This window comes from Pedobacter indicus (genome assembly GCF_003449035.1).
Taxonomy (GTDB): domain Bacteria; phylum Bacteroidota; class Bacteroidia; order Sphingobacteriales; family Sphingobacteriaceae; genus Albibacterium; species Albibacterium indicum.
The window spans coordinates 1,603,133-1,626,823 of record NZ_QRGB01000001.1 but is presented as its reverse complement, the minus strand read 5'-3'; the positions used below and the strand labels follow the sequence as shown (position 1 = coordinate 1,626,823).

Below are 23,691 nucleotides of genomic sequence, written 5' to 3'. Positions count from 1 at the left end.
GAGCATAGCTACTCTTAACATTGTAACTCCGCTTCCCCGATTAAGTCATGCCTTACTTTATCGCTACAGTTTTATTTTAATACCCCCGTTTTTATTTTAATACCCCCGTTAATTACAAAACCATCAACAGGGGCATAAATATCCCGAAAACTTGGATCGGTAATACTACCTGTATAGATCGGACCGAATTTCGTTTGGCGGGTATCAGTCAGGTTCTCAAAGTTGACAAAAATCGAAAAACGTTCCCATAATTTTTCAGCCATTAACCCTGCTGTCCAATAGGCTTTCCCTATAGTTCCGTCGTTTAATTTTTGGTTTCCGAAATAATAAGCTTCTGCACCGATTTTCCATTGGTCTTCCACTTCATACATCAGCACATTGTTCAGTCGATGTTTGGACACGAGCGGGTAAGCAGTATTGGTACCGCCTGCATGTTGGTTGACATCGGCATAAGTATACCCAATGAACAGTTTGAAATCATCGTAGGTAATCTTAATATTGGTTTCCATTCCTTTGGTATCCAGATTACCGTTTGGCTGCACATAAACAAGTTCCTTGTCCGCCGCGTTGGTTAGCAGAATTGGATTATTGATCCGGGTGTAAAAAAACAATTGGTTGATGCTGAAACCAACTTCGCCGTCCCATAATGTTGTGCGGTAATTAACATCATAATTGGCACCAGAAGAACGTTCAGCTTTAGTATTCGCAACATGAAGAGGTAAAACATTTCTGAATTGAATTCTTTCAGCATCTTCAGTAAATACGCTTGGTGCTTTATACCCCAATCCACCTCCTAAACGTGTGGAGAAATGATTATTTATTTTCCACAAGCCTGAAATCCTGGGCAGAAAAAAGAAGCCGTATTCGTTGTGGTAATCTCCACGGATACCGGATTCAATAGTGAATTTCTCTGTCGTATTCCATGTATTCTGTACGAAAGATCCGATTGTTTGGTAGTTATAGTTTCTTAGTGCAAAGTCGTCGTTACGGTCTTCCCTAAAATTGTCCGTAAGGAAATTTAATCCCGCGACCCAATCGGTTCGTTCAGCATGGCGATTGTAATTTGCCTCACTGTAAGTTGATAGCTGTACCCCCGAAAACAAATAATCCGGCAAACGAATGCTACGGTCATAATAACTTACAGAATTGCGAAAAGTTAACTTCGCCTTATCATTTAAGGCATGTTCCAGCTCAAGTTGTGTGCTGTAACGTTGTGTTTTGTTTTCCTCAAAATAGGAATGAGTGGCACTACCCTTTCCTTTTAGGTATTCCATATCACCCCCTATTCGCTTTTCTATGGTGGTGTTCAATCCCGCGGAAAGCCTAGTAGCTTCATTGAAATACAAAAACAATTTGGGGTTCAACGTAAAACGCTCAAATTTCGGAATGGCCGATAGTCCAATATCCGAAGGGTCATAAGCCGTACCTTTGTTGTAAGCGGCATAAATGGTTGTTCCTACTTTCTCAAACTTTTGCGCATAGAATCCACTTGCGTCTAGCCCCAAAGCGGATGTCCCGTTTAAGAGAAAGTCTAATTGGCGCTCGTCCTTAGGCTTTTTAGATACAAGGTTAACCAAACCTGCTATGGCATCGCCTCCGTATAAAGTTGAGGAAGATCCTTTGATTACCTCGACCTGTTGAAGATCTAGGGGCGCTATCTGAAGTAAACCTAATCCTCCCGAGAAGCCCGAGTATAAAGGAAAGCCATCACGAATCATTTGTGTATATTTTCCATCAAGCCCTTGTATTCGGATACTTGAGTTTCCGCTGGTCGCTGAGGTCTGCTGGGTTTGAATGCCTGTACTTTCTGCCAATAACATGCGGATGTCTCCAGGTTTCATATTTCCTTTTTCATCCAATTCTTCCCCCGCAATTACCTCTACCCGTGTGGGTGTATTATAAATGGTTCGGGTGCTTCTGGTCGCTGAAACCACGACTTCTTCCAGCTCTTCATGCTCATCTGCTTCTTCCATCATGACTAGCAAAGGATCGGTATTATCAATTGGAAAAGTCAACGTAATCGTTTTCCTTGAATAACCGACATAGGTATACTCAATGACTTGCTTTCCCGAGGGAACGTTAGTCAGTGTAACTAGTCCATTCGCATCTGATAGCGTAATTAGTTCCGTATTTTGAACTTTAACAGTTGCGCCTGGTAATGATTCTTGAGTTTTGGCATCTTTAATGATCGCCTTATATGTGTTTTGAGCATAGGTAAATGCTGTAAAAAACAGCATAGCAAAAATTGTAATCAACGATTTCATGATTGTTTTTAAATTAAGATAATACAAAATAATCAGCCTGATTGGCCGTAATGAAATAGATTAACTTAATTGGGGAGGTTGCCAAATGGGTAGAATTGCTTGGGGCAACTCAAAAGGAAGATAAATACTGTTGTGTTGAATGGGTCTCATGTAAACAACAAATGTCACTGCTAAATAATTGATTGTCGTAAAACCAACGCAGGTACCGCAGGTATAAAATGGAGAACAGACCTGATAGCATTCGTCTTCATTGTGGGAGTTTTCATGAGTATAATGGTCTGTCCCACTATCTTCCCATGTACAACAAGGTACACTGTTAAGTGTCAACACTAATATAGATAGTAACAGGACAAATAATTTCACGATGCAAAAGTACTGATTAGTTTGGCTTAAAATATTAATTTCTCAAAAGGTCACCATATTAATAAAACCACTATTTTGACAATTCAAACAGTAAAGAAAGGGTTTAAGTAGCACAACAACTCAATTTTGAAACGTCTTTACCAAATGTTATGGCTGCCAATTTTATTCCTTCACCTAATGTTAAATATGGATAAAAACTCTCGGCCAACTCTTTCACAGTAATTCCGTATTTGATCGCCATACTTAACTGTTGTATCAATTCACCACCTTCAGGTGCAACAACTCTTGCTCCAATCAATTTATCGGTCTGACTGTTACGAATAAGCTTAATAAACCCCCTTGTGTCATTGGCAGCTATGGCTCTAGGAACATCCTTGAGTTCCAGTTTGGAAACTTCAAAGGTAATATTTTGAAGCTCGGCCTGTGCCTCGTCCAACCCTGCACCCGCTACCTGCGGATCGGTAAAAACAACCCAAGGCAAGGATAAATAATCTGCTTTATTTTCTGCTCCTGAAAACCCATTTTCAACTGCAATTTTCCCTTCAAAAGCGGCAGTGTAAACAAATGAAGGTGTATTTACTACATCCCCCGCGGCATAAATATTAGGTACATTGGTTTCCATTTTTTCATTTACCAAAATATGCCCCCTTTTGTTAAGTTCTATACCGATGTTTTGCAAGCCCAATTTCTGTGTATTAGGTTTAATTCCAGATGTTACCACCAACTTCCCTTTCTCTACAATTTGAGCAAATGAACCATCCGGGCATTTGCAGTGTATAATGGTATCACTTCCTCTTTTTTCAAATTTAACGGCGCGAAAATTCGGTAAAAGTTCTATGCCTTCCTCTTTCATTTGGCTTTCCAATACCTCACTAATATCAGCTGTTTGCGTTCGTAACACGCGATCTGTAAATTCAATTACACGAACCTTTACACCCAAACGGTTATAAGCCATTGCAATTTCCAAACCTATATATCCAGCTCCCATTATAGTAATGCTTTCAGGTTTTTCCTCCAGATCGAAAAGCGAAATATTTGTAAAATATCCCACCTCGCTCAGTCCTTCAATGTTCGGAATATTGGTGGCCGCACCCGTTGCAATGATAAATTTCAGGGCCGTGTATTTTTCCTCATTGTTTACTATTATCGTTTTGTTGTCTTTGAATTGTGCCCAACCCGTTATCATTTTTAACCCTCGAAAATCGCTTACAACATCCAGATATTTTTGTTGCTGAAGTGTTTGGACCAATTTTTTCTTATCTCTGATAACTTGCGCAAAGTCTATATCGGCTCCTTTAGGTTTAATACCAGCAAAATTGGAATGTTTTGCGTGATAGACGGTTTCTCCTGCACGAATTAAGTTTTTTGACGGCACACAACCTACATTTACACAAGTTCCGCCATAGTCCAAACCAGCATTGACCATTAACGTAGTCAATCCTAAACTTTCTGCCTTGATCGCGGCGGAAAATGCAGCCGAACCACCACCGATAATAATTAAATCAAAATGTTCTGTATTTAAACTGTCGGTTCCCATGCTATTAATTTCTTTCGCTCGATATTTCTGCGTTTCATTAATAGAGCCGATAATCGTGTCTTTTGAGATGTCCGCAGGATTGTAAACAAACTCTGCTCTGCCGCTTGGGTAACTTACTTCTTTGGAAATAATACCTTTCGTCTTTTCAAATAAATTCTCTATATCTTCTGCACAATGGTCGCAGGTCATACCTATAATTTCAAGAAACACCTTTTTCTCTTCCATAACTTTGTTGTTTTTATTTCCAATGTTTTGTCAAATATGTATTTAGTTAGTCTCCCAAGATCTTATAGCCTGTTGCATCAATCACCTTTTTAATGTCAACCTTATTTATTTTGGAATTATCATAAACAACATTTACGATCCCTTCACTGCTAATAGCCGAAACACTTATAATTCCCGGCAATTTGTTTACAGCATGTTCTACAGGCTTTTCGCAACTGGCACAAGTCATTCCACTTACATTGAATTTCACTTCTTGCTTTTTATTGGAAGAAATCACAATAACTTTTTTATCTGGTTTAGAATAAATTATCTTTCCGTAATAAGGAAATCCCATCATCAAAAACGCAAATACTGTTATGATGCCCAAAAAGCTTTTGGTTTGTATAAAGCTTTTCTTGTCATTTTCTGTACAGTCACACCCCATTTCTTCGATTGATCTTGGTTTTAGCTTTTGATACCACGCAAAAGCCAAAACTAAAATAGTAATACCAAGCAAATAGGGTCTAGCGGGTTCTATCCATAAAAAAGTGGATGAGACGATCCCCACACCTGATACAAGTGCTAAGAAGGGTGTAATACAGCACAAAGAAGCTACGATGGCGGAAAGGATACTTACTCCTGCAAGTTTACCAATATTTATTTTTCTTTTCATGTAAGTGCTTCTTGCGATTCGTTATTGATAATAATCTTGAAAAATGGTTGAAGGAGCTTGAGATGCTCTTCCTTAAGAGAGTAGAAAATTGTTTGACCTGAACGCCTAGCGCTTAATACACCTCCGTCTTTCATTTTCCTAAGATGTTGAGAAACTGCAGGAATGCTCATTCCCAAAATATCTGCAAGGTCACAGGGACAAAGTTCGTCCTCTTCTTCAATAAGGAACATTATCTTGAGTCTTACTTCATTACCTGCCAATGCCAACAAACCACTTAATTGATCAAAAGCGTGTGCGTTTGATTTCAGTTTTTCCCTACATTCTTCTATCTGAGTCTGGTTAGCAAATACTCTTATACACGACCGATTAGATTTCATAATTTTCTAAATCTTTGATATTATAACGGATCAAAGGTAATTCTATTTTCTTATTTAAGCAAATGCTTAAATAAGATTTCTAAAAATATCTTGTCAGATAGTACCCTTGGGAATTACTTCGAAGTAGAAGGGAATGTTGCCTGTGGTTTTCGCTTATTCGGTCAATTAAAATCGCAATTTAATTTTAAATATTAGCGCTTAAGTTTCTTAAGAAGCCAAAATATCAACAATACAAGTACTACAATAACCAAAACAGTAATTAACCACATAGCAGCTGACATCATTCCACAGCCTTCGTTGTACATTCTATTCATCACCATCTTTTTTTTGATATTGTTTTACTTTCTATCCGTTAATATATCCTATAATAAATGAGCATGTTAGTTCTTATCAACAAGATCATCCATATTGTATGGATGGGAATTTAATAGTGCCATAACTACAGAAGATACAACAATCACCTTCAAGTGGTCACAGAAGAGCTTTATAGCATTTGAACTCTAAAAACAAGCAAGAATCTGTGGGTATCTTTTCTTCTTTTTATTTCCGAAATTGGGATCGCCAACAATTGTTTTTGGTTATTATTTTCATGAACTTTTGTTATGACGTATTAACCATTCCATAGATCGAATGTTTTATCGATGTAATTTGTTATAGATGTTTTAGGTATTTTATCCAGAATATTTTGGGGTAATAAAACCAGTAAAAAATTAACGTCACGTCACTCTTCTCTTCTTAATATTTTCGAAAAAACATAAAACATTTCTGTCGCAATTTGCAAGCTCCGCTCTACGTATACTTGCGTTTGCATTGGCGTATTGTCTGAAACTTTAGGATCTTCAAACATGATAGGGATTCTTTTTTCTGCCCCAACAATAAACGGGCAGCCATTATCGGCTTGAGAACAAGTCATAACTGCTGCGAAGGCAGAGGAAGGGTTAAATGGGCTATCATATTTTTTTGAAAACCCTATAATCGGCATCGCATTAACACCGTACTTTATCGCATATATTGGATTTTTTTCTTTTGAGATCTTAAAAACAAGGAACCCTTGGCTTAACAATGTTTCTGCAACTTTTGGAAACAACGCGGTCTCTTCAGTACCACCTGAATAACAAAAAACATCAGGAATTTTAAAGTATGCAGCTGCAACCTGCCCCCAGATTTGCGATAAATGACTTCTACGGGAGTTGTGTGTGCAGATGAAATTAATTCGTATTGCTTCTTGCTTATCAACCTTCGTCTGTATGAATTCGACTAAAGGCCTAAGAGTTTCTTTTCGATCTTCGAAAATCGTTTCGGGATTCAACTGATTAATAATGTCTGTAATTTCAGGAAACATTGTCACTCTATTTTTGCTCATTATATTTTTTGTTTATGATGGACAGTAGACCTGGCTTCAGCATTCTTTGATTTATAATATCTGGCCCGTAACCAGAAGGCCACATTGACGAGACCAATCAGTACCGGTACCTCTACTAAAGGTCCTATAACACCTGCAAATGCCTGACCACTGTTGATTCCAAATACGCCAATTGCAACGGCAATCGCCAGTTCAAAATTGTTCCCAGCAGCCGTGAAGGAAATGGATGCATTCTTTGAATAGTCCGCACCAAAACGTTTGGCCAAAAAGAAGCTGATAACGAACATCAGACTGAAATAAATAATCAAGGGAATAGCAATACGCACCACATCAAAAGGTATTTTCACGATCAGCTCTCCTTTTATACTGAACATCACCAAGATGGTAAACAAAAGAGCGGTTAGGGTAATGGGCGAAATAAAAGGCACATACTTCTTTTCAAACCATTCTTCTCCTTTTAAACGGATCAATCCATAACGGCTGGTCACACCCATTAGAAAAGGGATACCCAAATAGATGCCCACACTTTTTGCAATCTCTCCCATCGTAATATTCACCTCAGCGCCCTCTATACCGAATAATGGTGGAAGTACAGTGATAAACACATAGGCAAAGACGCTATAAAAGAGAACCTGAAAGATACTGTTCAGCGCAATTAAGCCTGCTGCATATTCTCTATTTCCTTCTGCAAGTTCGTTCCAAACCACGACCATGGCAATACATCGGGCTAGACCAATAAGAATCAATCCAATCATGTATTCGGGATAATCCCTTAAGAATGTAATGGCCAATATGAACATTAATATTGGCCCGATAACCCAATTTAAGATAAGCGAGACACTCATAACCTTTGTGTCTTTAAAAACCTGTCCAAGGTTTTCATATTTCACTTTTGCTAAAGGAGGGTACATCATTAAGATCAAACCAATGGCAAGGGGTATATTAGTAGTCCCGTGCGAAAAGGAATTGATGAAGCCTGAGGATGATGGAATAAAATATCCTATTCCAACTCCGAGAGCCATCGCTATAAAGATCCATAAGGTAAGATATCGGTTAATGAATCCTATTTTCTTACGCTCCGCTGCGGGAGCACAATGATTTAATTCAATCAATTTTATTTCTATTTAAGTCAAGTTTTCAACTGTACATTTTCCCACTAAGATTAGGAAATTCCAATTTAGCAACATCCTGTATTGGGACTGCAACTATTCGCCACTGTTTCTACGAGTATTATACTGCCAGATGGCTTCTCCGCATATACGGTTATACTCCTGATTACCGTTTCACTTGATTTATACGCAGCTATTTCAGCATCGTTTAAATAATCTTTCAAAATATCATCAGGAACTACGATGGCCTTATCTTTCTGAATGGTGACATTCTTAAAACCTACCTTATCGATATAACTCAAATACTCATTTTTGTCAATCGCGCTAGCAACACAGCCTGCATACATTTCCGCGGCATTTTTAATTTTATCAGGCAGGGCGCCTGTTAAAACGATATCGGAAATACTGAAATGTCCACCTGGTTTTAGTGCACGGAAGATATCTGCAAAAACCGCTTCTTTATTAGGTACAAGGTTTAATACGCAGTTGCTCACGATTACATCGGCTACATTCGAGCTTACGGGCATATTTTCAATGTCACCTTGGCGAAACTCCACATTATTAAACCCAAGCTTCTCTGCATTGGTACGGGCTTTATTGATCATGGGCTCTGCAAAATCAATCCCGATCACTTTTCCTGTTTCTCCCGTTTCAGCTCTGGCTACAAAACAATCGTTACCGGCTCCACTGCCCAAGTCAATGACGGTGTCTCCTTTTTTAATTTTTGCAAACTGTGTAGGTAAACCGCAACCTAAGCCCAAATCAGCGTCTGGATTATAGCCTTCAAGTTCGGTATATTCTTCACTCATTATGTTATACACCTCTTTACTTTGGCCGCCTGAACCGCAGCAAGAAGAAGCGTTGATTTCTTTATCCTGCATAGCTATTTCACTATATTTCTGCTTAACCATGTCCTTGATTTCTTGTTCTGTATTCATTGTTTTTGTTTTTAGTGATTAATTGTATCGTAATTTAACGATTGATATGGGTAAAAAAATACTAACAGCAATTTCCCGAAAGCGGCTGATAGCTTATAAATAATTCATGGAGTAGATTTTTAGCAATAGCCCACTCTTCCCCGTCAATGCAATAACATACGGTTGATCCTTCAATTTCACCTTTAATCAAGCCCGCTTCTTTTAATACTTTCAAATGTTGGGATACTGTACTTTGAGCCAAAGGCAATTCCTCTACGATATCTCCACAGATACAGGTCTGTTTCTGTACGAGCAAGTTCAGGATAGCTATTCGTGCAGGATGTGAGAGCGCTTTAGCATACTTCGCTAAATTCACATCCTTTATTAAAAAATCCTCTGGCTTTTCGATCGTCTTCAAATTCATATCGCAAATATACGATAAGTTATTTAACAATTAAAGAGAAACTGGTATTTACAATATTTTTTATAAAATACGCCTTGTATACATACGATAACTTGGAATACTGTTATTCGGGAATTCAACTACTAATTATTTTTACTTTTTTGTCTTTTTATGAGTTGCATCATAAGACTAATTGTCATTAGTTTAAAATGAATGATTTACACTAAAAATATCGTAAATACTGGAACTTTATCAAAAGTATTAGCTTACAATCATCTAAACAACATAAACTAATACTTCAGTTTTTGAGCTTTCCCTCTACCCGGATAAAAAAAGCGCTGCCAATTGACAACGCCTTTCCAACTACACTAAAACTAAAATCCGTTCAATGAATGCATCTACGTCCTTGTATTTCACTACTCCATCTACAAGAAACTTACTTCTTCCTTAATCATGTTCTTCCATCTTCTTTAACAATCCTTCTTTAAGTACGTCCAGAAATTTAGTAGGATTCTTTTTCCTATTTCTGAGTTCCAAAAATGTATGATAAAAATCACCCAGATCGATATTAAATGTTTTCTCAAAATAAGTGGCTATTATTTTTATGTCTGCCGCGCCATTGTTAAAAGCCGATAGGGTATGCAATGCATAAAGAAGCTCAATTAGGTCAGTCTTACTCAAAGTCCAAGTTAACCCCATTGTGCTTGTTTCAGTATTCTTCATTGAAATAAGTCTTCTATTGTTTGCAAGCTGATCTTCTAAATAAACTTGCAGCAAATCATTAGCTAATATTTTTGCCGTTTTATAATCATGCGAAGTTGAAAAGCTATGATCAGACTCAAAATAACATGTGTCCAAACTAAGTTTAATATCATGTTTGCCCCGAACGAAGTATTTATGATCAAGATAAGTACTATTAGTACGGTAGTATTGATAAAACTCTAGATTATTATCAAAGAACTTTTTTAACTTACTCAGTTCATTGTTAAAATAAGACTCTATTATTCGTTCCCCTATCCATGGCTTTTTTGCTTCAATTTTATAGATTGAGTTATAGTAAATTAATTTTGAAAGGATAGTAGGCTTCAATTCTTTAAAAAATTGAATTTCTTCTTCTAAATTTTTGAATCCCCGATTTATTATAAAATCCTTGGTGGTAGCCAATTGCTCCAAAACTAGATTGACAACTTTTTCATATAAAACTAATAAATTTTCGTTTTCCCTTGTTAGTTCGATGATATCTTCATCTAGTTTTTCGATAATTTTCCTACAATAATCAATCATAAAATATATATATCTCGAATTATTTTTTTCATTTGACAATAAAAGTTGGTTTGCAAGATTATCGATTTCTGTATGTAAATTTTCAATAAAGGTATAATCTAAACCTTGATAAATTGACACCTAATACGAAAGTGTCAAACCAAATCCCCATCCCATATCACTATCATAATGAGTAGCAAGAGCAGTGTTTTTAGTCAGTATGTATTTAAGACCTCCCATATATTCCTTATCCGTATTAACAGAAAAGGCCCCTCTCAATCTTTGGGTCAATGGAATATCTTCTCTACGTAACTGTAAACGAACAATGCCATCAGTAAACACTTCCGCCTGGAAATCTACGAGCATGGGTAACGTATATACAAAACCAGCACTAACTTTTGCCCTCTTGTTTTTTGTATTCTTCTGTCCAAAGAAGTTCTTTTCAATTTCATGGCTACCAAACTCCCTATACCGCCAATCGAATCCGATAAAAGGCATAAACCATTGCATATTCCCAATGTATCTTCCTATATGTGTTTCGGTTTCGTATCCATGCTTATTGTTGTAACCTAATCTCCATTCTGTTGCATAGCTCCATCTCGCATTTTGCAACATAACCTGTCCATCGTTACCATTTGTTGCAAAGTCATTTTCTGCCATCAAGTGAAGTTTGTTGCTTTCTCTCTGAAGCTTTTTATACGCATATTCCTTATCGGGTAGTTCGGGATTTTGATAGTCTCCAACCTCGAATACTCTATTCATACCTGCCATCATATGATATAAAATATGGCAATGAAAGAACCAATCACCTTCGGTGTTCGCTGCAAACTCTATGGTATCCTTTTCCATTGGCATAATATCAATTACATTCATCAAAGGCGATTGAACCCCATGGCTATTTAAGACCCTAAAATCAAACCCGTGAAGATGCATAGGGTGACGCATCATAGAATTATTGACAAGTGTGATTCGAAGTATTTCACCCTTTTTTACCGCAATTTTATCTACCTCGGAAAGAACTTTATTATCCAGACTCCATACGTATCTATTCATGTTGCCTGTCAAAGTGAAAGTGAGCTCTTTAACTGGCGAGCCTTTTGGCAATTCAGTATTATATGGTGATTTGAGCATGTCATAATTTAAGGTTACGATATCAGCATTTCCCATATCATGACCGGAATGATCCATTGCTCCATCCATTTGCATCTTATTATCTGCTTGATTTCCGGTAATTTCTGGATACATCACGGCATTCATGTCCATTTTTTGTAGGCTCATATTCATTCCCATATCTTTCATATCACCGTTCATCTTCATCATATCGTTCATCATCTTCATCCCTTCGAAGTAGTTGAGTTTAGGGAGTGGTGGATGCAGTTGCTTAGTGCCTTCTCCAATAAAAATAGAAGTTGATTTTGTACGATCCTCCGGTGTCACCAGAAGTTCATATGAAACGTCTTTTTGTGGGATAGTTACGACTACATCATACGTTTCCGAAACACCCATAATCAATCTATCGACTTCAACGGGTTCGACATCGTTACCATCATTGGCAACAACCATGAATTTTCCCCCTGCATAATTCACCCAAAAATATGATGAGGCCCCTCCGTTGGCTATTCTTAATCTTACTTTATCTCCAGCTTTAAATTGAGAATGTTGTTGTCCGTCTGCCCCATTGATCAAAAATTTATCATAATATACATCACTTACATCCATGGCAAGCATACGTTTCCATTCATTTATTACCTTAGTTTTGAAATGCCCCTCTTTTATCGCATCCAAATAGCTTTGCGTTGATCCTTTTTTTATAGCGAACCAGTCATTGGCGTTATTCAGCATCCTATGGACATTATCAGGGTTTAAGTTCGTCCACTCACTTAGAATTAAAGGTACGGTCGGGAGGTCATCAATGCCTTTTCTAAACGTTGGATCATCTTGACGCTTTTCCATTATAAATGAACCATACATGCCTATTTGTTCTTGTAAGCCTGAATGGGAATGGTACCAGTGAGTTCCCGTCTGAATTATCGGAAAACTATAAGTATATGTTGAATGAGGTTTGATTGGCTTCTGTGTAAGCCAGGGTACACCATCCTCCTTGTTGGGTAACATCACACCGTGCCAGTGCAACGAAGTTTCTTCATCCATCATGTTGTGCACAACGATGACAGCGGTATCCCCCTCTGTGAAAGTAAGTGTCGGCATTGGAATTTGTCCATTAACGGCAATGGCACGTTTCGGCTTTCCTCCATAATTTACGATAGTATCATTTACATAAAGGTCATACTTTACGATTTTTCCACCTCTAGTATTTTTTGGGGGAAGAACGGGAATGACCTTTTGATCGTTCATATCCATTTTTCCATGGGCACCGTGCATTTCATTGTTATCTTTAAGCACCAGTTTCATACCACATTTCGGACAATTTCCCGGTTTATTCGAAATAACTTCAGGGTGCATTGTGCACGTATAAGACTGCTGATCTTTGCTTACCTCAACCTTATGAGAATGATCACCGCTTTTCTGGTTTGAAACCTCGGGTAAATGCCCTGTTTGAGCGTACAAACCTAGGTGTATCAACATCAATGCAGATAGGAATGTGTATATTTTACTTTTCATTTGAATATGTTTTATTACTTAATAATACCTTTTACTTAATCTATGTTTGATTTTTTGATTCGTCTGCATAAACTAGCAGACTCCCGAATTATATCAGGTATTCTACCTTCGCTAATACCTAAATTCCCTAATATTTCCGCATTTAAACTTTGACAAAGCACAATATTCATGGCCAACAATTTTCGCGTTTCTCTTTGTGAAAGCGATACAATCGATGTTACCGGGTGTAATCCCAATTTGTCAATCCTGTCTTTCAGACTACTATTAAGTGGAAAATCCCAGGACATCATTTTCAAATCCGAACAGGTGCCATAAGTAGTTGCATCCGTAGAAAACCTTGTGTTGGTAACCAGCCATCCGGAAAACTTTCTTGGCAAACTAGCGGCATCTTGTTCGAATTTTCGCTCTATATCCCAAAATCTTGCCCGAACATACAAGGAGTGCTGTACGCTACAATAGGACTTTTGAGATGAGTGAAATTTACATTCCATCATGTTCAACTCTAATGTGTTTTCTGCAACCACATCAACTTCATGATCTACACATTTACCCGATACGGTAATTCCTGTTTTTACAGTGTATCCCTCCGCTATAAAGAGCGAACCAACATATTTCTCAAACGGAAACCCCGACGGTCCCAGTGCAAAAATTGCTTTCTTCAAATTATATCTGCCAGCCAAGGATTTATCCATCCTTTTAAGGTTTTCAAATACACTTTCGTAGATTTTCTTTGTTGAAATCCCTTCATAAAGAACTTTGTACGTTTGCTGTAGGACTAAGGAGATAGCCTGCTCGTCAGCTCCCACTTTGTGTAGAACCTTTATGATTTTGTTGGGATCAAAAGGCACGATCCGTCCATCGCTTTTGGTTACCATTATTTGAGACAGGGCGTTTTTCATTCTGATGTCTATAAATTTAGATTCATTTTTTATTAAGCTTTAGTAAGGTTGCATTAAATGCGACGACGATCGTACTAACGCTCATTAAAACTGCACCCATAGCCGGACTCAATACAAAATTGGGATACAGTATACCAGCTGCCAATGGTATGGCGACTATATTATAACCGACAGCCCAGATCAAGTTCTGTATCATTTTCCGATAGGTCCTCTTTCCAAAGTCTATCAATTTTACAACATCCCTCGGGTCACTGTTTACCAGAATAATATCTGCTGTTTCAGCGGCCACGTCCGTACCGGAACCAACAGCAATCCCCACATCGGCCTGCGCCAAGGCAGGGGCATCGTTTACGCCATCGCCCGTCATGGCAACAATTTCACCCTTGGCCTGAAATTCTTTTACCTTTTCTTGTTTGTTATGTGGAAGGACATTGGCTAAAAATCCATCCATTCCTAATTTGTTAGAAACCGAGGCTGCAATTTTCTCGTTGTCACCTGTTAAAAGAAACGATTTAATTCCCATTTCTTTTAGCTGACGAATGGCTTCCTGAGATCCTTCTCTTACCCTATCCGCAAGGGTAATAATGCCTATTACCTTGCCTTCAATGAATACATAATTTATGGTCTCTGTATCCTGATCAATTTCTGGAGGGACGGCAGGTCTGTCAATTTTGTTTTCTGTAAAATAATTGGGTCCCGCCGCAACAATTTCTCTTCCGTTCACCGATCCTTTTACTCCAATGCCTTGCATGTATTGAAAACTGTCAGATCTCCATAATTGGAGCCCTTTTTCTTTAAGAATCCTGATCATGCCCTTTGCAATGTGATGTTCGGAATTTTGCTGAACAGCAGCTGCATATTGGATGATTTCATCTTCGCTGAAATTGTCTAAAGCGATAATCCGCTGCACTTCATGTGAACCCTCTGTTAATGTCCCGGTTTTATCAAAGATAACAGTCGTTAAATTTCGGGTAATTTCAAAGGCTGTCCGGTTCCGAATAAGCAGCCCGTTGGTTGCCGACAGGGTAGTCGAAATAGCAACCACTAAAGGTATTGCCACTCCCAACGCATGCGGGCATGCGGTTACCATCACCGTTACCATTCTTTCCAACGCGAAGGATAAATCCCCACTCGTATTATACCAATATCCAAATGTAGCGACACCGACACCGATCGCGATGAAAGTGAGCCATTTGGCAACTTTATCGGCAAGGTTTTGTGTATTCGACTTGGCAGTTTGGGCATCTTGTACCAGGTTAATAACCTTATTTAAATAGGTGTCTTTTCCTACTCCCGTTGCTCTTATTTTCAGAGCCCCATCCCCGTTTATGGCTCCGGCTATAACTTTTGACTTTGCTTCTTTTTTTATCGGAACACTTTCACCTGTCAGCATACTTTCGTTTACATAGGAAAGCCCTTCAATCACATCGCCATCTGCCGGTACTTTCTCCCCGGGTTTGATAATGACGATATCGTTGTTAACCAATTCATCAAGCCTAATCTTATGTGCATCGCCGTCTCTTTCAACCGTTACTTCATTTGGCAAGAGCGCTACCAAGGTTTGAAGGGCTTTGGACGCTGCCATCTGTGAACGCATTTCCAGCCAGTGTCCAAGTAACATAATAACGATCAGCGTTGCTAATTCCCAATAAAAGTCCATTCCTTGAAGGCCAAATACTACGGCTGTAGAATAAAAGTAGGCCACTGAAATAGCGATGGCTACCAAAGTCATCATCCCAATGGCTTTTGCCCTGATTTCCCCAACCATCCCTTTCAAAAAGGGCATCCCACCGTACAGATATATTAGAGTCCCGAGGGCAAACAGTACGTATTTGTCTCCCGTAAATTCCAGATTGAATCCAAACCACTCCTGGATCATGTGTGAAAGGGCGAGAATAGGAACAGTAATAATTAAACTGACCCAAAACCTTTTTAAGAAATCATGTGTATGATGTCCTTCATGTTTATCATGTTGCTGTGCGGAATGCTGCTGCTCCCCGTGTTCATGGTGTTTGTGATCGTGGCTACCAGCTTTTCCAAACGGAACTAAGGCCATCCCGCATAATGGGCATTTCCCCGGCTCATCTTTGAGTACCTGGGGGTGCATTGGACAAACGTATTTTTTCATAATTAAAGATTTAAGATTTTTCCACAATTATTAGTTTTGATAGTGACTTCAACATAAGCTTAGGGGCCACCATATTTAGCATATTAAATTTACTCATTATCCGTCAACGAATTAAAGTAATTAACCAACAACTCTTTATCTTCCATACTTAAACGAGATCCCGCATGCATCCATAAATAGGAGTTCAGTGGCATTTTACCTTGCTCAACTTGCTTAGTAATTTGCGTGAATTTTGAATTAAGTCTGCGAGAACCATAGGAAGGTAATTCGTCAAAATTCAACTTTTCCTTTCCATCATTTACATGCTTTTCCATTAGCCAAGCCATGGGTTGTATTTCGCTATACCATGGGTAATTTGTGCTATTACTGTGGCAGTCATAACAAGAAGCGGCCAAAATTGCATTGACTCGGCTATCGACTTTAAATGTATCAACGAACGCCTTTCCAGCAGGTGAGGTTGATGTATTCTTTTGAGGTCTTGCTAACTGAATTAACAATAAAACAGCTAGCAAAACCATAAAGATTAGTTTGGGTTTAGATATTGAATCCTTTTTCCTAATGCTCTCCATCATAACTAGTTAGATTAAGGATTAGCGTTCATACAGGCAACAGCTCGGCAAACCATCATAAGTTGCTTTAGAAGCCTTGTCCAGTTCTGTATCATGGCCGACACTAGCAATAGCTTTACTTATGTTGCGCTTTGATGTTACTTTGGAATCGAAATTCAAGTGGATGACTTTGGCATCCACGTCCCAGTTCGCTGAAGAAACGCCCTTTACACCTTTCGCTGCTTTTTCGATGCGGCTTTTGCACATCTCGCAGTTACCGGCTACCTTTAGCATATCGTGCGTTTGATCAACGTTGCTTTCTGTATTACCATGTTGATGTCCAGCTGATGCAGCCGACTGATCATTGTTCATCATGCTTACTTTCCCTTCGAGCTGAGCACTTGCATCTACTGTAAAAGCACCATTTGTTACAATCTCTTCACCATTTTCCAGTCCCGACATGATGACGTATTGATCACCGAGGGAAGGGCCTAGTACAATCTCCCGGAGTTTAAAGGCGGGCGTTGAAGTGTTTGGTTCCTTTACGTATACAATCGATCGCTTGCCGGTCCACAATACTGCCGATTTTGGAATTACCATCTCCTTACTGTATCCTTTTAAAGGAGCAGTAATTTGTGCTGTTGCATACATTTCCGGTTTCAGATTTCGGTCCCTATTGTCGGCTTCAACTCTGATTTTTGCGGTTCTCGAACTAGCATCAATCATTGGATTTATAAAAGCTATCCGTCCTTTGTATACCTTTCCCGGAACGCTCTGCAAGGTGTACTCGAGTTGATCTCCAACCTTTAAAAACGGCAGATCTGTTTCGTAAGCATCAAAAATCGCCCATAACTTTGAAAGGTTCGAAATGGTGTACAATACACTTCCCTGATTGACGTAATCGCCTTGGTTTACATTCTTTGCTATGACTACACCGCTTGTATTTGCGTGGATATTCACATACGGAGAAGCGCTGCCCGATTGTAGAATTTTGTTTATCTGATCTTCTGATACCTTCCATAAACGCAGTTTTTCTTTGGCGGCATCCAGTAGTAACGGTTGAAGATCTTGTAGTTTTGCTGCTTCCAGTAGTTCCTGTTGTGCCGTCAATAGGTCAGGAGAATATATTTTTGCTATCAATTGACCTTCCTTAACGGACTCTCCGGTAAATGTTACATATAGATTCTCTATACGACCGTTAACGTGAGAAGTTTGGGATTGCTGCAGACGTTCATCTACTTGAATTGTACCGTATAACTGTACTTCTTTAATAGCATCTTGGTGACCAACTACTGAGGTTTGGATATTTGCCAAAGCGATTGCCTCTTTTGACATCTGGATTGCATCATCGTCAATCACATCATCACCACCACCCCCGGATGATTTCAAGGGTATCAAGTCCATCGCGCACAAGGGGCATTTACCCGGTTTATCCATTTTTATTTGTGGATGCATGGAGCAAGTCCACACCGTACCGGCTTCCTCTGTTTCCTCGGCCTCGCTCTCAAGGTCATGACTATGGGATGTGCCTCCTCCAAATATCGCCCAACCCAATAGTAATCCGGCCAGCATAATTGCCCCGTATTTTACCCCATTATTTTTAAATATATTCTTCAATTTGCTCATTGCTAAGTATTTAAATATTTTTGTTATCTGTTGTATGCTAATAAGTTCACTATTGACACGGCCATGGTATTGTAATTGGCTAGCGCTTCTGCTTTTCTAAGTTGATAGTCTAATAGTTGACGCTGCACTTGAATGACATTGCTCAGGTCGCTTTTGCCGGTTATGAACTCTTTTACGATTAAACTATAAGTAGTTTGAGCAAGTGTTGTCTGCTTTTCATACAGTTTCAAAACCCGTTCTGCATCATCCAATTGACTTTTGAAACCATAATACTCGCTTTTCAGGGTATTGAAAGTGTTTTTAAAATTTTCCTCACTTGACCTCCGCCACAATTCACTTTCTTTTTGCTGGGCATTGTATTTTTTACGAAACAGCGGCAGGCTCACTGAGACCATCGGCATAATCATATCTTTCCCATTCATACCCTCCATGGCGAGCATCGTGTTGTTGGTTTTGCCGACAAGCATATATTGAGCGCCGATACCAATCATCGGATAGCTCATTTTTTTATCCATTTCTGCTTTCGCTTTAAAAGCCAAACCTTGTTCTGAAATCATTTTAAGCATGGGATTGTTATTTTCAATAATTCTCAAAGCTTCTTCTTCACTATATTTGAAGTCCGCTTTTTGAATCTCGTTACCCAGCATAACTTCTTGGTTGGCTTCTCTATTTAACAAGGCATTGAATTTTGCTTTCTCCGCTTTAATTTGCGAATGGAGGCTTGCGATGTTATTTTCAATTTCAGCAATTTCCAGTTGAATTCGGAGAACCTCTGACATGCCCGATTGTGAACCACCTGCCATGCCGCCCATGCTCCCTCCAGATGAGGTAGACATACTTGAGCTAGCAGCTGGAGTTGTCGTTGAGCCACTTCCCATACTCATACCACCCATGCCAGATGAGGCAGTGGAGGCAGAAGGTGCGGAAGGAGCATTGCTGCTAACGGTCGGAACCGGGGTAGGTCGAGCAGTACTGGATGGGGAAGAAAATTTCCTCAAGGCCAATTGCTCCAACTGATCTAATATTTTTTTATTTTCTTCATTATTGTGTAGCTGCTCGTTCAGTTTTTGCATCGTATACCATTGCGTGCTGACCTGTAGAATCAAGTTATTCACTGCTTCCCGATATTGCTGATCTTGCATATTAGCCATATGGGTTGCTTCTGTCCGAGCAGCTTTTCTTGTACCAAACCAAGGAAACATCTGCATCAAACTGACATTCCCAATGGAGCGGCCACCAACAATTTCCATGGGCATGGTGTATGCTTCCAAAGATAGTTCGGGATCCTGAAAAGCTCCCGCTTGCGGAATTTTTTCAAGGAAAGCCTCATGCACTAGGCTCTGCGACTTTACGCCGGGATTGTTTTCTATCGCGACCTGTATGTAATGTGATAGTGAATCCTTCCTATGCTCTTGAGCGAAAGCATTCGAAAAGAAACCTAACCCTACAACTAGGATCGTTACTATATATCTGTTATTCGTTTTCATCAGTTATTTGATTTTTATTTTTAGACCTGTTTTCCTTTCTAAGGGCCGATTCTCTCCACCAACATTGGAATACCGGCACTACAAACATGGTCATGGATTGAATTAACATCCCTCCAAAAGTTGGGATCGCCATCGGCACCATAATTTCCGCTCCTTTGCCTGTTGAGGTGAGTACGGGCAACAATGCTATCAAGGCAGTCGCAGTGGTCATCGCAGCAGGCCTCACGCGCTTTAACCCCGCATAGATAACAGCCTCCCTGATCTCGTCTTTTGTTCTTGGGTTGCGGGCAACAAACGTATCATGTATATATGTACCCATTAGTACGCCGTCACTTGTAGCCAACCCAAAGAGGGCTATAAAGCCTACCCAAACGGCTATACTGAGGTTAATGCTGTGCATCTGGAACAAGTCCCTCATATTCGTCCCACCCACAGAGAAGTCCATGAACCATGGCTGTCCGTAGAGCCATAATAAAATAAACCCTCCAGCAAGTGCCACAAATACGCCAGAGAAATGGATTAATGAAGCCGTAATTGTCCGGAACTGGAAGTATAGAATGAGCAAAATCGCCAATAAGCTCATCGGGATAATCAGCAGCAAGCGTTTGGCCGCGCGTTCTTGCTGTTCATAATTACCCGCGAATGCATAAGTCACTCCCTTTGGCAAAGTCAATTCTCCAGAAGCAATTTTTTCCTGTAAGAGATTATCCGCTTCACGCACAACCTCCACTTCTGCCTTCCCGCCTATTTTGTCAAATATGACATAGCCTAACAAGAATGTGTTTTCACTCTGAATCATTTGGGCTCCTTTGGCATATTCAATGTCGACGACATCACCTAAAGGTATTTGTACACCAGTGGCCGTAGGGATGATGATTCTTCGTAAGGCGTCAGGGTCATCCCTTAGTTCGCGCGGATAACGTAGGCGTACGGGGAACCGTTCGCGGCCTTCTACTGTATTGGTCAATGACATCCCTCCAATTCCCGCACTGATCACTTCTTGCAATTCTGCCACAGTAATTCCGTACCTGGCCATCTTGCCCCGGTTTAAATGCAATTCAATATAAGGTGCACCTACCGCACGGTCATAGAAAACTGTAGATGGCATGATTGAGGGAATGTCTTTCAGGGCAGTTTCCAATGCTTTTCCTCCAGCTTCTATCGATTCCAGATCAGGACCCGATACCTTTAAGCCCATCGGGGCTCGCATACCCGTTGACAGCATCACCATTCTTGCTTCAATGGGTTGCAGTTTTGGTGCGGAAGTTAGTCCCGGCAAATGGGAAACATTGACAATTTCCTGCCAAATATCGTCTGCCGTTCTGATTTCAGGGCGCCATTGGCGAAAGAAATTGCCGCCTTTGTCTGCTATCAGACTATCGCGTGGAATTTGCCTAAATCCCTGATCAAGATGGTAGGTGCCGCCGTTTCTAAGTTCAAAATGTCCGTCGCTATTCGTTTTAAAACGTTCCCGATGACCATCCTCATCTAAAATATATTCTGGAATGTAGTTGATGGTATTTTCAAACATCTGGGTAGGAGCCGGGTCAAGGGCGGAATTTACACGCCCCCATTTACCTACGATAAGTTCAACTTCTGGAATGTTCTGAATACGTTTATCTAAGGTCCTAATAAATTGCAGGTTTTGTTCAATACCGGTATGTGGCATACTTGTCGGCATCAGCAAAAAAGAGCCTTCATTTAAACTGGGCATAAATTCTTCACCGATACCCGGGAAGGTTTCGGTTGATTTCTGCCAAAAAGCTGTTTCCTTGAACGACTTCCATCCGATAGTCTCAAAGCCCTTGGCTACAAATCCGAAGCTTCTTTCCGTACCCATCCAAGCCAACAATCCGAATACCAGGGTTATGATAGGTATGGACATAAACTTCCATCGATGGGAAAGCGACCAGCGCAAAACCTGCTCGTAATAGATCACCAGTGCCCACAACATCCCTAGGATGGCTCCAATTGCCAAAAACACAAATACAAAGTTAAGCGTCGTACTGGCTTGCGTACCCAGCGGCAGCCATTCCACCGTCAGGTAATACATGGCCACAAAAAGCGTAATTGCTACATTGATATAGTTGGCAAATTTCTCTCCTTTCCAATTCGGTGTAAACAGATTATTTATTCCGATCAGGGTCAAAGCAAAGGCTATAAAAACGCCCGAGTATATCCAAAGTCCAATACCTGCTGCCACTAAGAAATAGTTGGCAAGCTTGCGCAGTTTTTTACTATCCAATCTAATCGAATAAACGTAGTAAGCGAGCGTCGGTAATACGATGATTCCTAAGAGAAAAGCTGAAGTTAATGCAAAAGTCTTGGTATACGCCAGTGGTTTGAACAGCTTACCTTCTTGGGCTTCCATCATAAAGACAGGCAAAAAGCTGATGATGGTGGTGAGCATAGCTGTAGAGAGTGCGCCCGAAACCTCCGATACGGCTCTAGAAATTAAGTTTACGAAGGCCTTTCCACGGCTTTCAACACCCCGGGCCCTTTCTTCATCCATATAGCGCAAAATGCTTTCTATAAATACGATCCCGACATCCACCATGACACCGATTGCGATTGCGATACCTGAAAGGGCAACGATATTTGCCTCAACACCCATCTGCCGCATAATGATAAATGTGGCTAACACCCCGATTGGTAGGATACTCGATATCAGTATCGATGCGCGCAGATTAATTACCAATACGATCACCACAATTATACAGATCAGGATTTCGTGCGAGAGCGCATTTTCCAACGTTCCGATCGTTTCCTGAATCAATCCCGACCGGTCATAGAAGGGAACTACTGTCACCTTGGAAATGGTTCCGTCCGCTAATGTCTTTTGAGGAAGACCGGCTTCCATTTGCTTGATTGTAGCCTTCACATTATTGATAACCTCCATCGGGTTTGCTCCGTACCGAGCTACCACAACACCACCTACCGCCTCGACACCTTCTTTATCCAAGCCACCACGTCTTGTGGCAGGCCCTAGGTTTACAAATCCTACATCTTTTATTTTGACAGGCACATTGCTCCGTACGGTTACCACCGCATCTTCCAGATCTTGGACGTTCTTAATATAGCCAAGTCCGCGCACCAGGTATTCTGCCTTATTTATTTCGATTGTTTCAGCACCGATATCGAGGTTGCTATTTTGAATGGCCGACATGATATCCATTACGGTCACATTATAGGCACGCATAGCGTCGGGATTGATATCCACCTGGTATTCTTTAACAAACCCGCCAATGGAAGCTACCTCCGCAACTCCTTCTGAAGCTGCTAAGTTATACTTAGCGTAAAAATCCTGTACTGTACGTAATTCATCGGGATCCCAACCACCGGTCGGTTCACCGGTTTCTGGATTGCGTCCTTCTAAGGTATACCAATAAACTTGACCTAATGCCGTCGCATCTGGACCCAATGCAGGGATAACTCCTGTCGGTAGGGTGCCCGCAGGTAATGAATTGAGCTTTTCTAATATTCTGGAGCGGCTCCAATAAAATTCGACATCTTCCTCGAAAATTATATAGAGAAACGACATGCCGAACATGGAACTGCTTCGGATTGTTTTTACCCCCGGAATTCCCAAAAGGGATGTAGTTAGGGGATAGGTGATTTGTTCCTGGATATCTTTGGGAGATCTCCCCATCCATTCTGTCGCTACAATCTGCTGGTTATCACCAACGTCGGGAATAGCGTCCACCGGAACAGGATCACTTGGCAACAGGTTTTGATGCCAATTAAAGGGTGCTGAAATTAGCCCCCAGGTGATTACTACAATCAATAGTAGAATGGTAATCAATCTATTATTGAGAAAGTATTTGATAATATTATTAAGCATACATATACAGTTTTGACATGTTTATTTTAACATACAGGTTCAACAATGAAGTGGAACCTGTATGCTA

The 23,691-nt window shown here is 40.1% G+C and carries 16 protein-coding genes; all 16 read right to left on the bottom strand.

All coding sequences use genetic code 11. The features are described 5' to 3' along the window. Positions 1-71 precede the first annotated feature (71 nt). Entirely contained in the window at positions 72-2,264 is a 2,193-nt protein-coding gene (locus tag D3P12_RS07315; RefSeq protein ID WP_118194358.1) for a TonB-dependent receptor, read from the bottom strand. Between the two features lie 466 nt (positions 2,265-2,730). Beyond that, positions 2,731-4,389 (bottom strand): mercury(II) reductase, encoded by a 1,659-nt coding sequence (gene merA, locus D3P12_RS07310; RefSeq protein WP_118194357.1) that lies wholly within the window; start codon positions 4,387-4,389, stop codon positions 2,731-2,733. Between the two features lie 46 nt (positions 4,390-4,435). After that, positions 4,436-5,041, bottom strand: coding sequence for a mercuric transport protein MerTP (gene merTP / locus D3P12_RS07305; RefSeq protein WP_118194356.1), 606 nt, complete (start codon positions 5,039-5,041; stop codon positions 4,436-4,438). Continuing rightward, positions 5,038-5,418: an ArsR/SmtB family transcription factor gene (locus D3P12_RS07300; RefSeq protein WP_118194355.1), complete on the bottom strand. Its 381-nt coding sequence runs from the start codon at positions 5,416-5,418 to the stop codon at positions 5,038-5,040. The genes merTP and D3P12_RS07300 overlap by 4 nt, the downstream gene beginning before the upstream one ends. A gap of 721 nt (positions 5,419-6,139) precedes the next feature. Next, the gene (locus D3P12_RS07295; protein ID WP_449369345.1) at positions 6,140-6,781 is read right to left on the bottom strand and encodes a protein-tyrosine-phosphatase; all 642 of its coding nucleotides are present in this window, start codon (positions 6,779-6,781) and stop codon (positions 6,140-6,142) included. Beyond that, the gene (arsB, locus tag D3P12_RS07290) at positions 6,781-7,890 is read right to left on the bottom strand and encodes an ACR3 family arsenite efflux transporter (protein ID WP_118197021.1); all 1,110 of its coding nucleotides are present in this window, start codon (positions 7,888-7,890) and stop codon (positions 6,781-6,783) included. Before arsB ends, D3P12_RS07295 begins: the two co-directional genes overlap by 1 nt. Before the next feature lie 68 nt (positions 7,891-7,958). Continuing rightward, entirely contained in the window at positions 7,959-8,828 is an 870-nt protein-coding gene (locus tag D3P12_RS07285; RefSeq protein WP_118194354.1) for an arsenite methyltransferase, read from the bottom strand. A 61-nt stretch (positions 8,829-8,889) separates the two neighbouring features. Continuing rightward, on the bottom strand, positions 8,890-9,231 hold the full coding sequence (locus D3P12_RS07280) for an ArsR/SmtB family transcription factor (RefSeq protein ID WP_118194353.1): 342 nt from the start codon (positions 9,229-9,231) through the stop codon (positions 8,890-8,892). A gap of 426 nt (positions 9,232-9,657) precedes the next feature. Further along, positions 9,658-10,614 carry an RteC domain-containing protein gene (locus D3P12_RS07275; protein ID WP_449369344.1) on the bottom strand — a complete coding sequence of 319 codons (957 nt, stop codon included), beginning with the start codon at positions 10,612-10,614 and terminating at the stop codon, positions 9,658-9,660. Further along, entirely contained in the window at positions 10,615-13,095 is a 2,481-nt protein-coding gene (locus D3P12_RS07270) for a multicopper oxidase domain-containing protein (protein WP_245977411.1), read from the bottom strand. Between the two features lie 35 nt (positions 13,096-13,130). After that, positions 13,131-13,994: an ATP cone domain-containing protein gene (locus D3P12_RS07265; protein WP_118194352.1), complete on the bottom strand. Its 864-nt coding sequence runs from the start codon at positions 13,992-13,994 to the stop codon at positions 13,131-13,133. Between the two features lie 22 nt (positions 13,995-14,016). Beyond that, complete coding sequence (locus tag D3P12_RS07260) at positions 14,017-16,122, bottom strand: copper-translocating P-type ATPase (protein ID WP_118194351.1); 2,106 nt, start codon at positions 16,120-16,122, stop codon at positions 14,017-14,019. An 89-nt stretch (positions 16,123-16,211) separates the two neighbouring features. Further along, positions 16,212-16,640 carry a heme-binding domain-containing protein gene (locus D3P12_RS07255; RefSeq protein ID WP_245977410.1) on the bottom strand — a complete coding sequence of 143 codons (429 nt, stop codon included), beginning with the start codon at positions 16,638-16,640 and terminating at the stop codon, positions 16,212-16,214. 72 nt (positions 16,641-16,712) lie between these two features. Continuing rightward, a complete protein-coding gene (locus D3P12_RS07250; protein ID WP_118194350.1) occupies positions 16,713-18,296 on the bottom strand; it encodes an efflux RND transporter periplasmic adaptor subunit in 1,584 nt (527 codons plus the stop codon). 23 nt (positions 18,297-18,319) lie between these two features. Continuing rightward, positions 18,320-19,783, bottom strand: coding sequence for a TolC family protein (locus D3P12_RS07245; protein ID WP_118194349.1), 1,464 nt, complete (start codon positions 19,781-19,783; stop codon positions 18,320-18,322). Beyond that, positions 19,770-23,624 carry an efflux RND transporter permease subunit gene (locus D3P12_RS07240; protein WP_118194348.1) on the bottom strand — a complete coding sequence of 1,285 codons (3,855 nt, stop codon included), beginning with the start codon at positions 23,622-23,624 and terminating at the stop codon, positions 19,770-19,772. The genes D3P12_RS07245 and D3P12_RS07240 overlap by 14 nt, the downstream gene beginning before the upstream one ends. Between the last annotated feature and the right edge of the window lie 67 nt (positions 23,625-23,691).

Coding starts and splice junctions, on each gene's coding strand:
- D3P12_RS07255 (WP_245977410.1), bottom strand. CDS start 16,640: ATGGTTTTGCTAGCTGTTTTATTGTTAATTCAGTTAGCAAGACCTCAA.
- D3P12_RS07300 (WP_118194355.1), bottom strand. CDS start 5,418: ATGAAATCTAATCGGTCGTGTATAAGAGTATTTGCTAACCAGACTCAG.
- D3P12_RS07280 (WP_118194353.1), bottom strand. CDS start 9,231: ATGAATTTGAAGACGATCGAAAAGCCAGAGGATTTTTTAATAAAGGAT.
- merA (WP_118194357.1), bottom strand. CDS start 4,389: ATGGAAGAGAAAAAGGTGTTTCTTGAAATTATAGGTATGACCTGCGAC.
- D3P12_RS07285 (WP_118194354.1), bottom strand. CDS start 8,828: ATGAATACAGAACAAGAAATCAAGGACATGGTTAAGCAGAAATATAGT.
- D3P12_RS07260 (WP_118194351.1), bottom strand. CDS start 16,122: ATGAAAAAATACGTTTGTCCAATGCACCCCCAGGTACTCAAAGATGAG.
- D3P12_RS07245 (WP_118194349.1), bottom strand. CDS start 19,783: ATGAAAACGAATAACAGATATATAGTAACGATCCTAGTTGTAGGGTTA.
- D3P12_RS07240 (WP_118194348.1), bottom strand. CDS start 23,624: ATGCTTAATAATATTATCAAATACTTTCTCAATAATAGATTGATTACC.
- merTP (WP_118194356.1), bottom strand. CDS start 5,041: ATGAAAAGAAAAATAAATATTGGTAAACTTGCAGGAGTAAGTATCCTT.
- D3P12_RS07270 (WP_245977411.1), bottom strand. CDS start 13,095: ATGAAAAGTAAAATATACACATTCCTATCTGCATTGATGTTGATACAC.
- D3P12_RS07315 (WP_118194358.1), bottom strand. CDS start 2,264: ATGAAATCGTTGATTACAATTTTTGCTATGCTGTTTTTTACAGCATTT.
- D3P12_RS07295 (WP_449369345.1), bottom strand. CDS start 6,781: ATGAGCAAAAATAGAGTGACAATGTTTCCTGAAATTACAGACATTATT.
- D3P12_RS07250 (WP_118194350.1), bottom strand. CDS start 18,296: ATGAGCAAATTGAAGAATATATTTAAAAATAATGGGGTAAAATACGGG.
- D3P12_RS07265 (WP_118194352.1), bottom strand. CDS start 13,994: ATGAAAAACGCCCTGTCTCAAATAATGGTAACCAAAAGCGATGGACGG.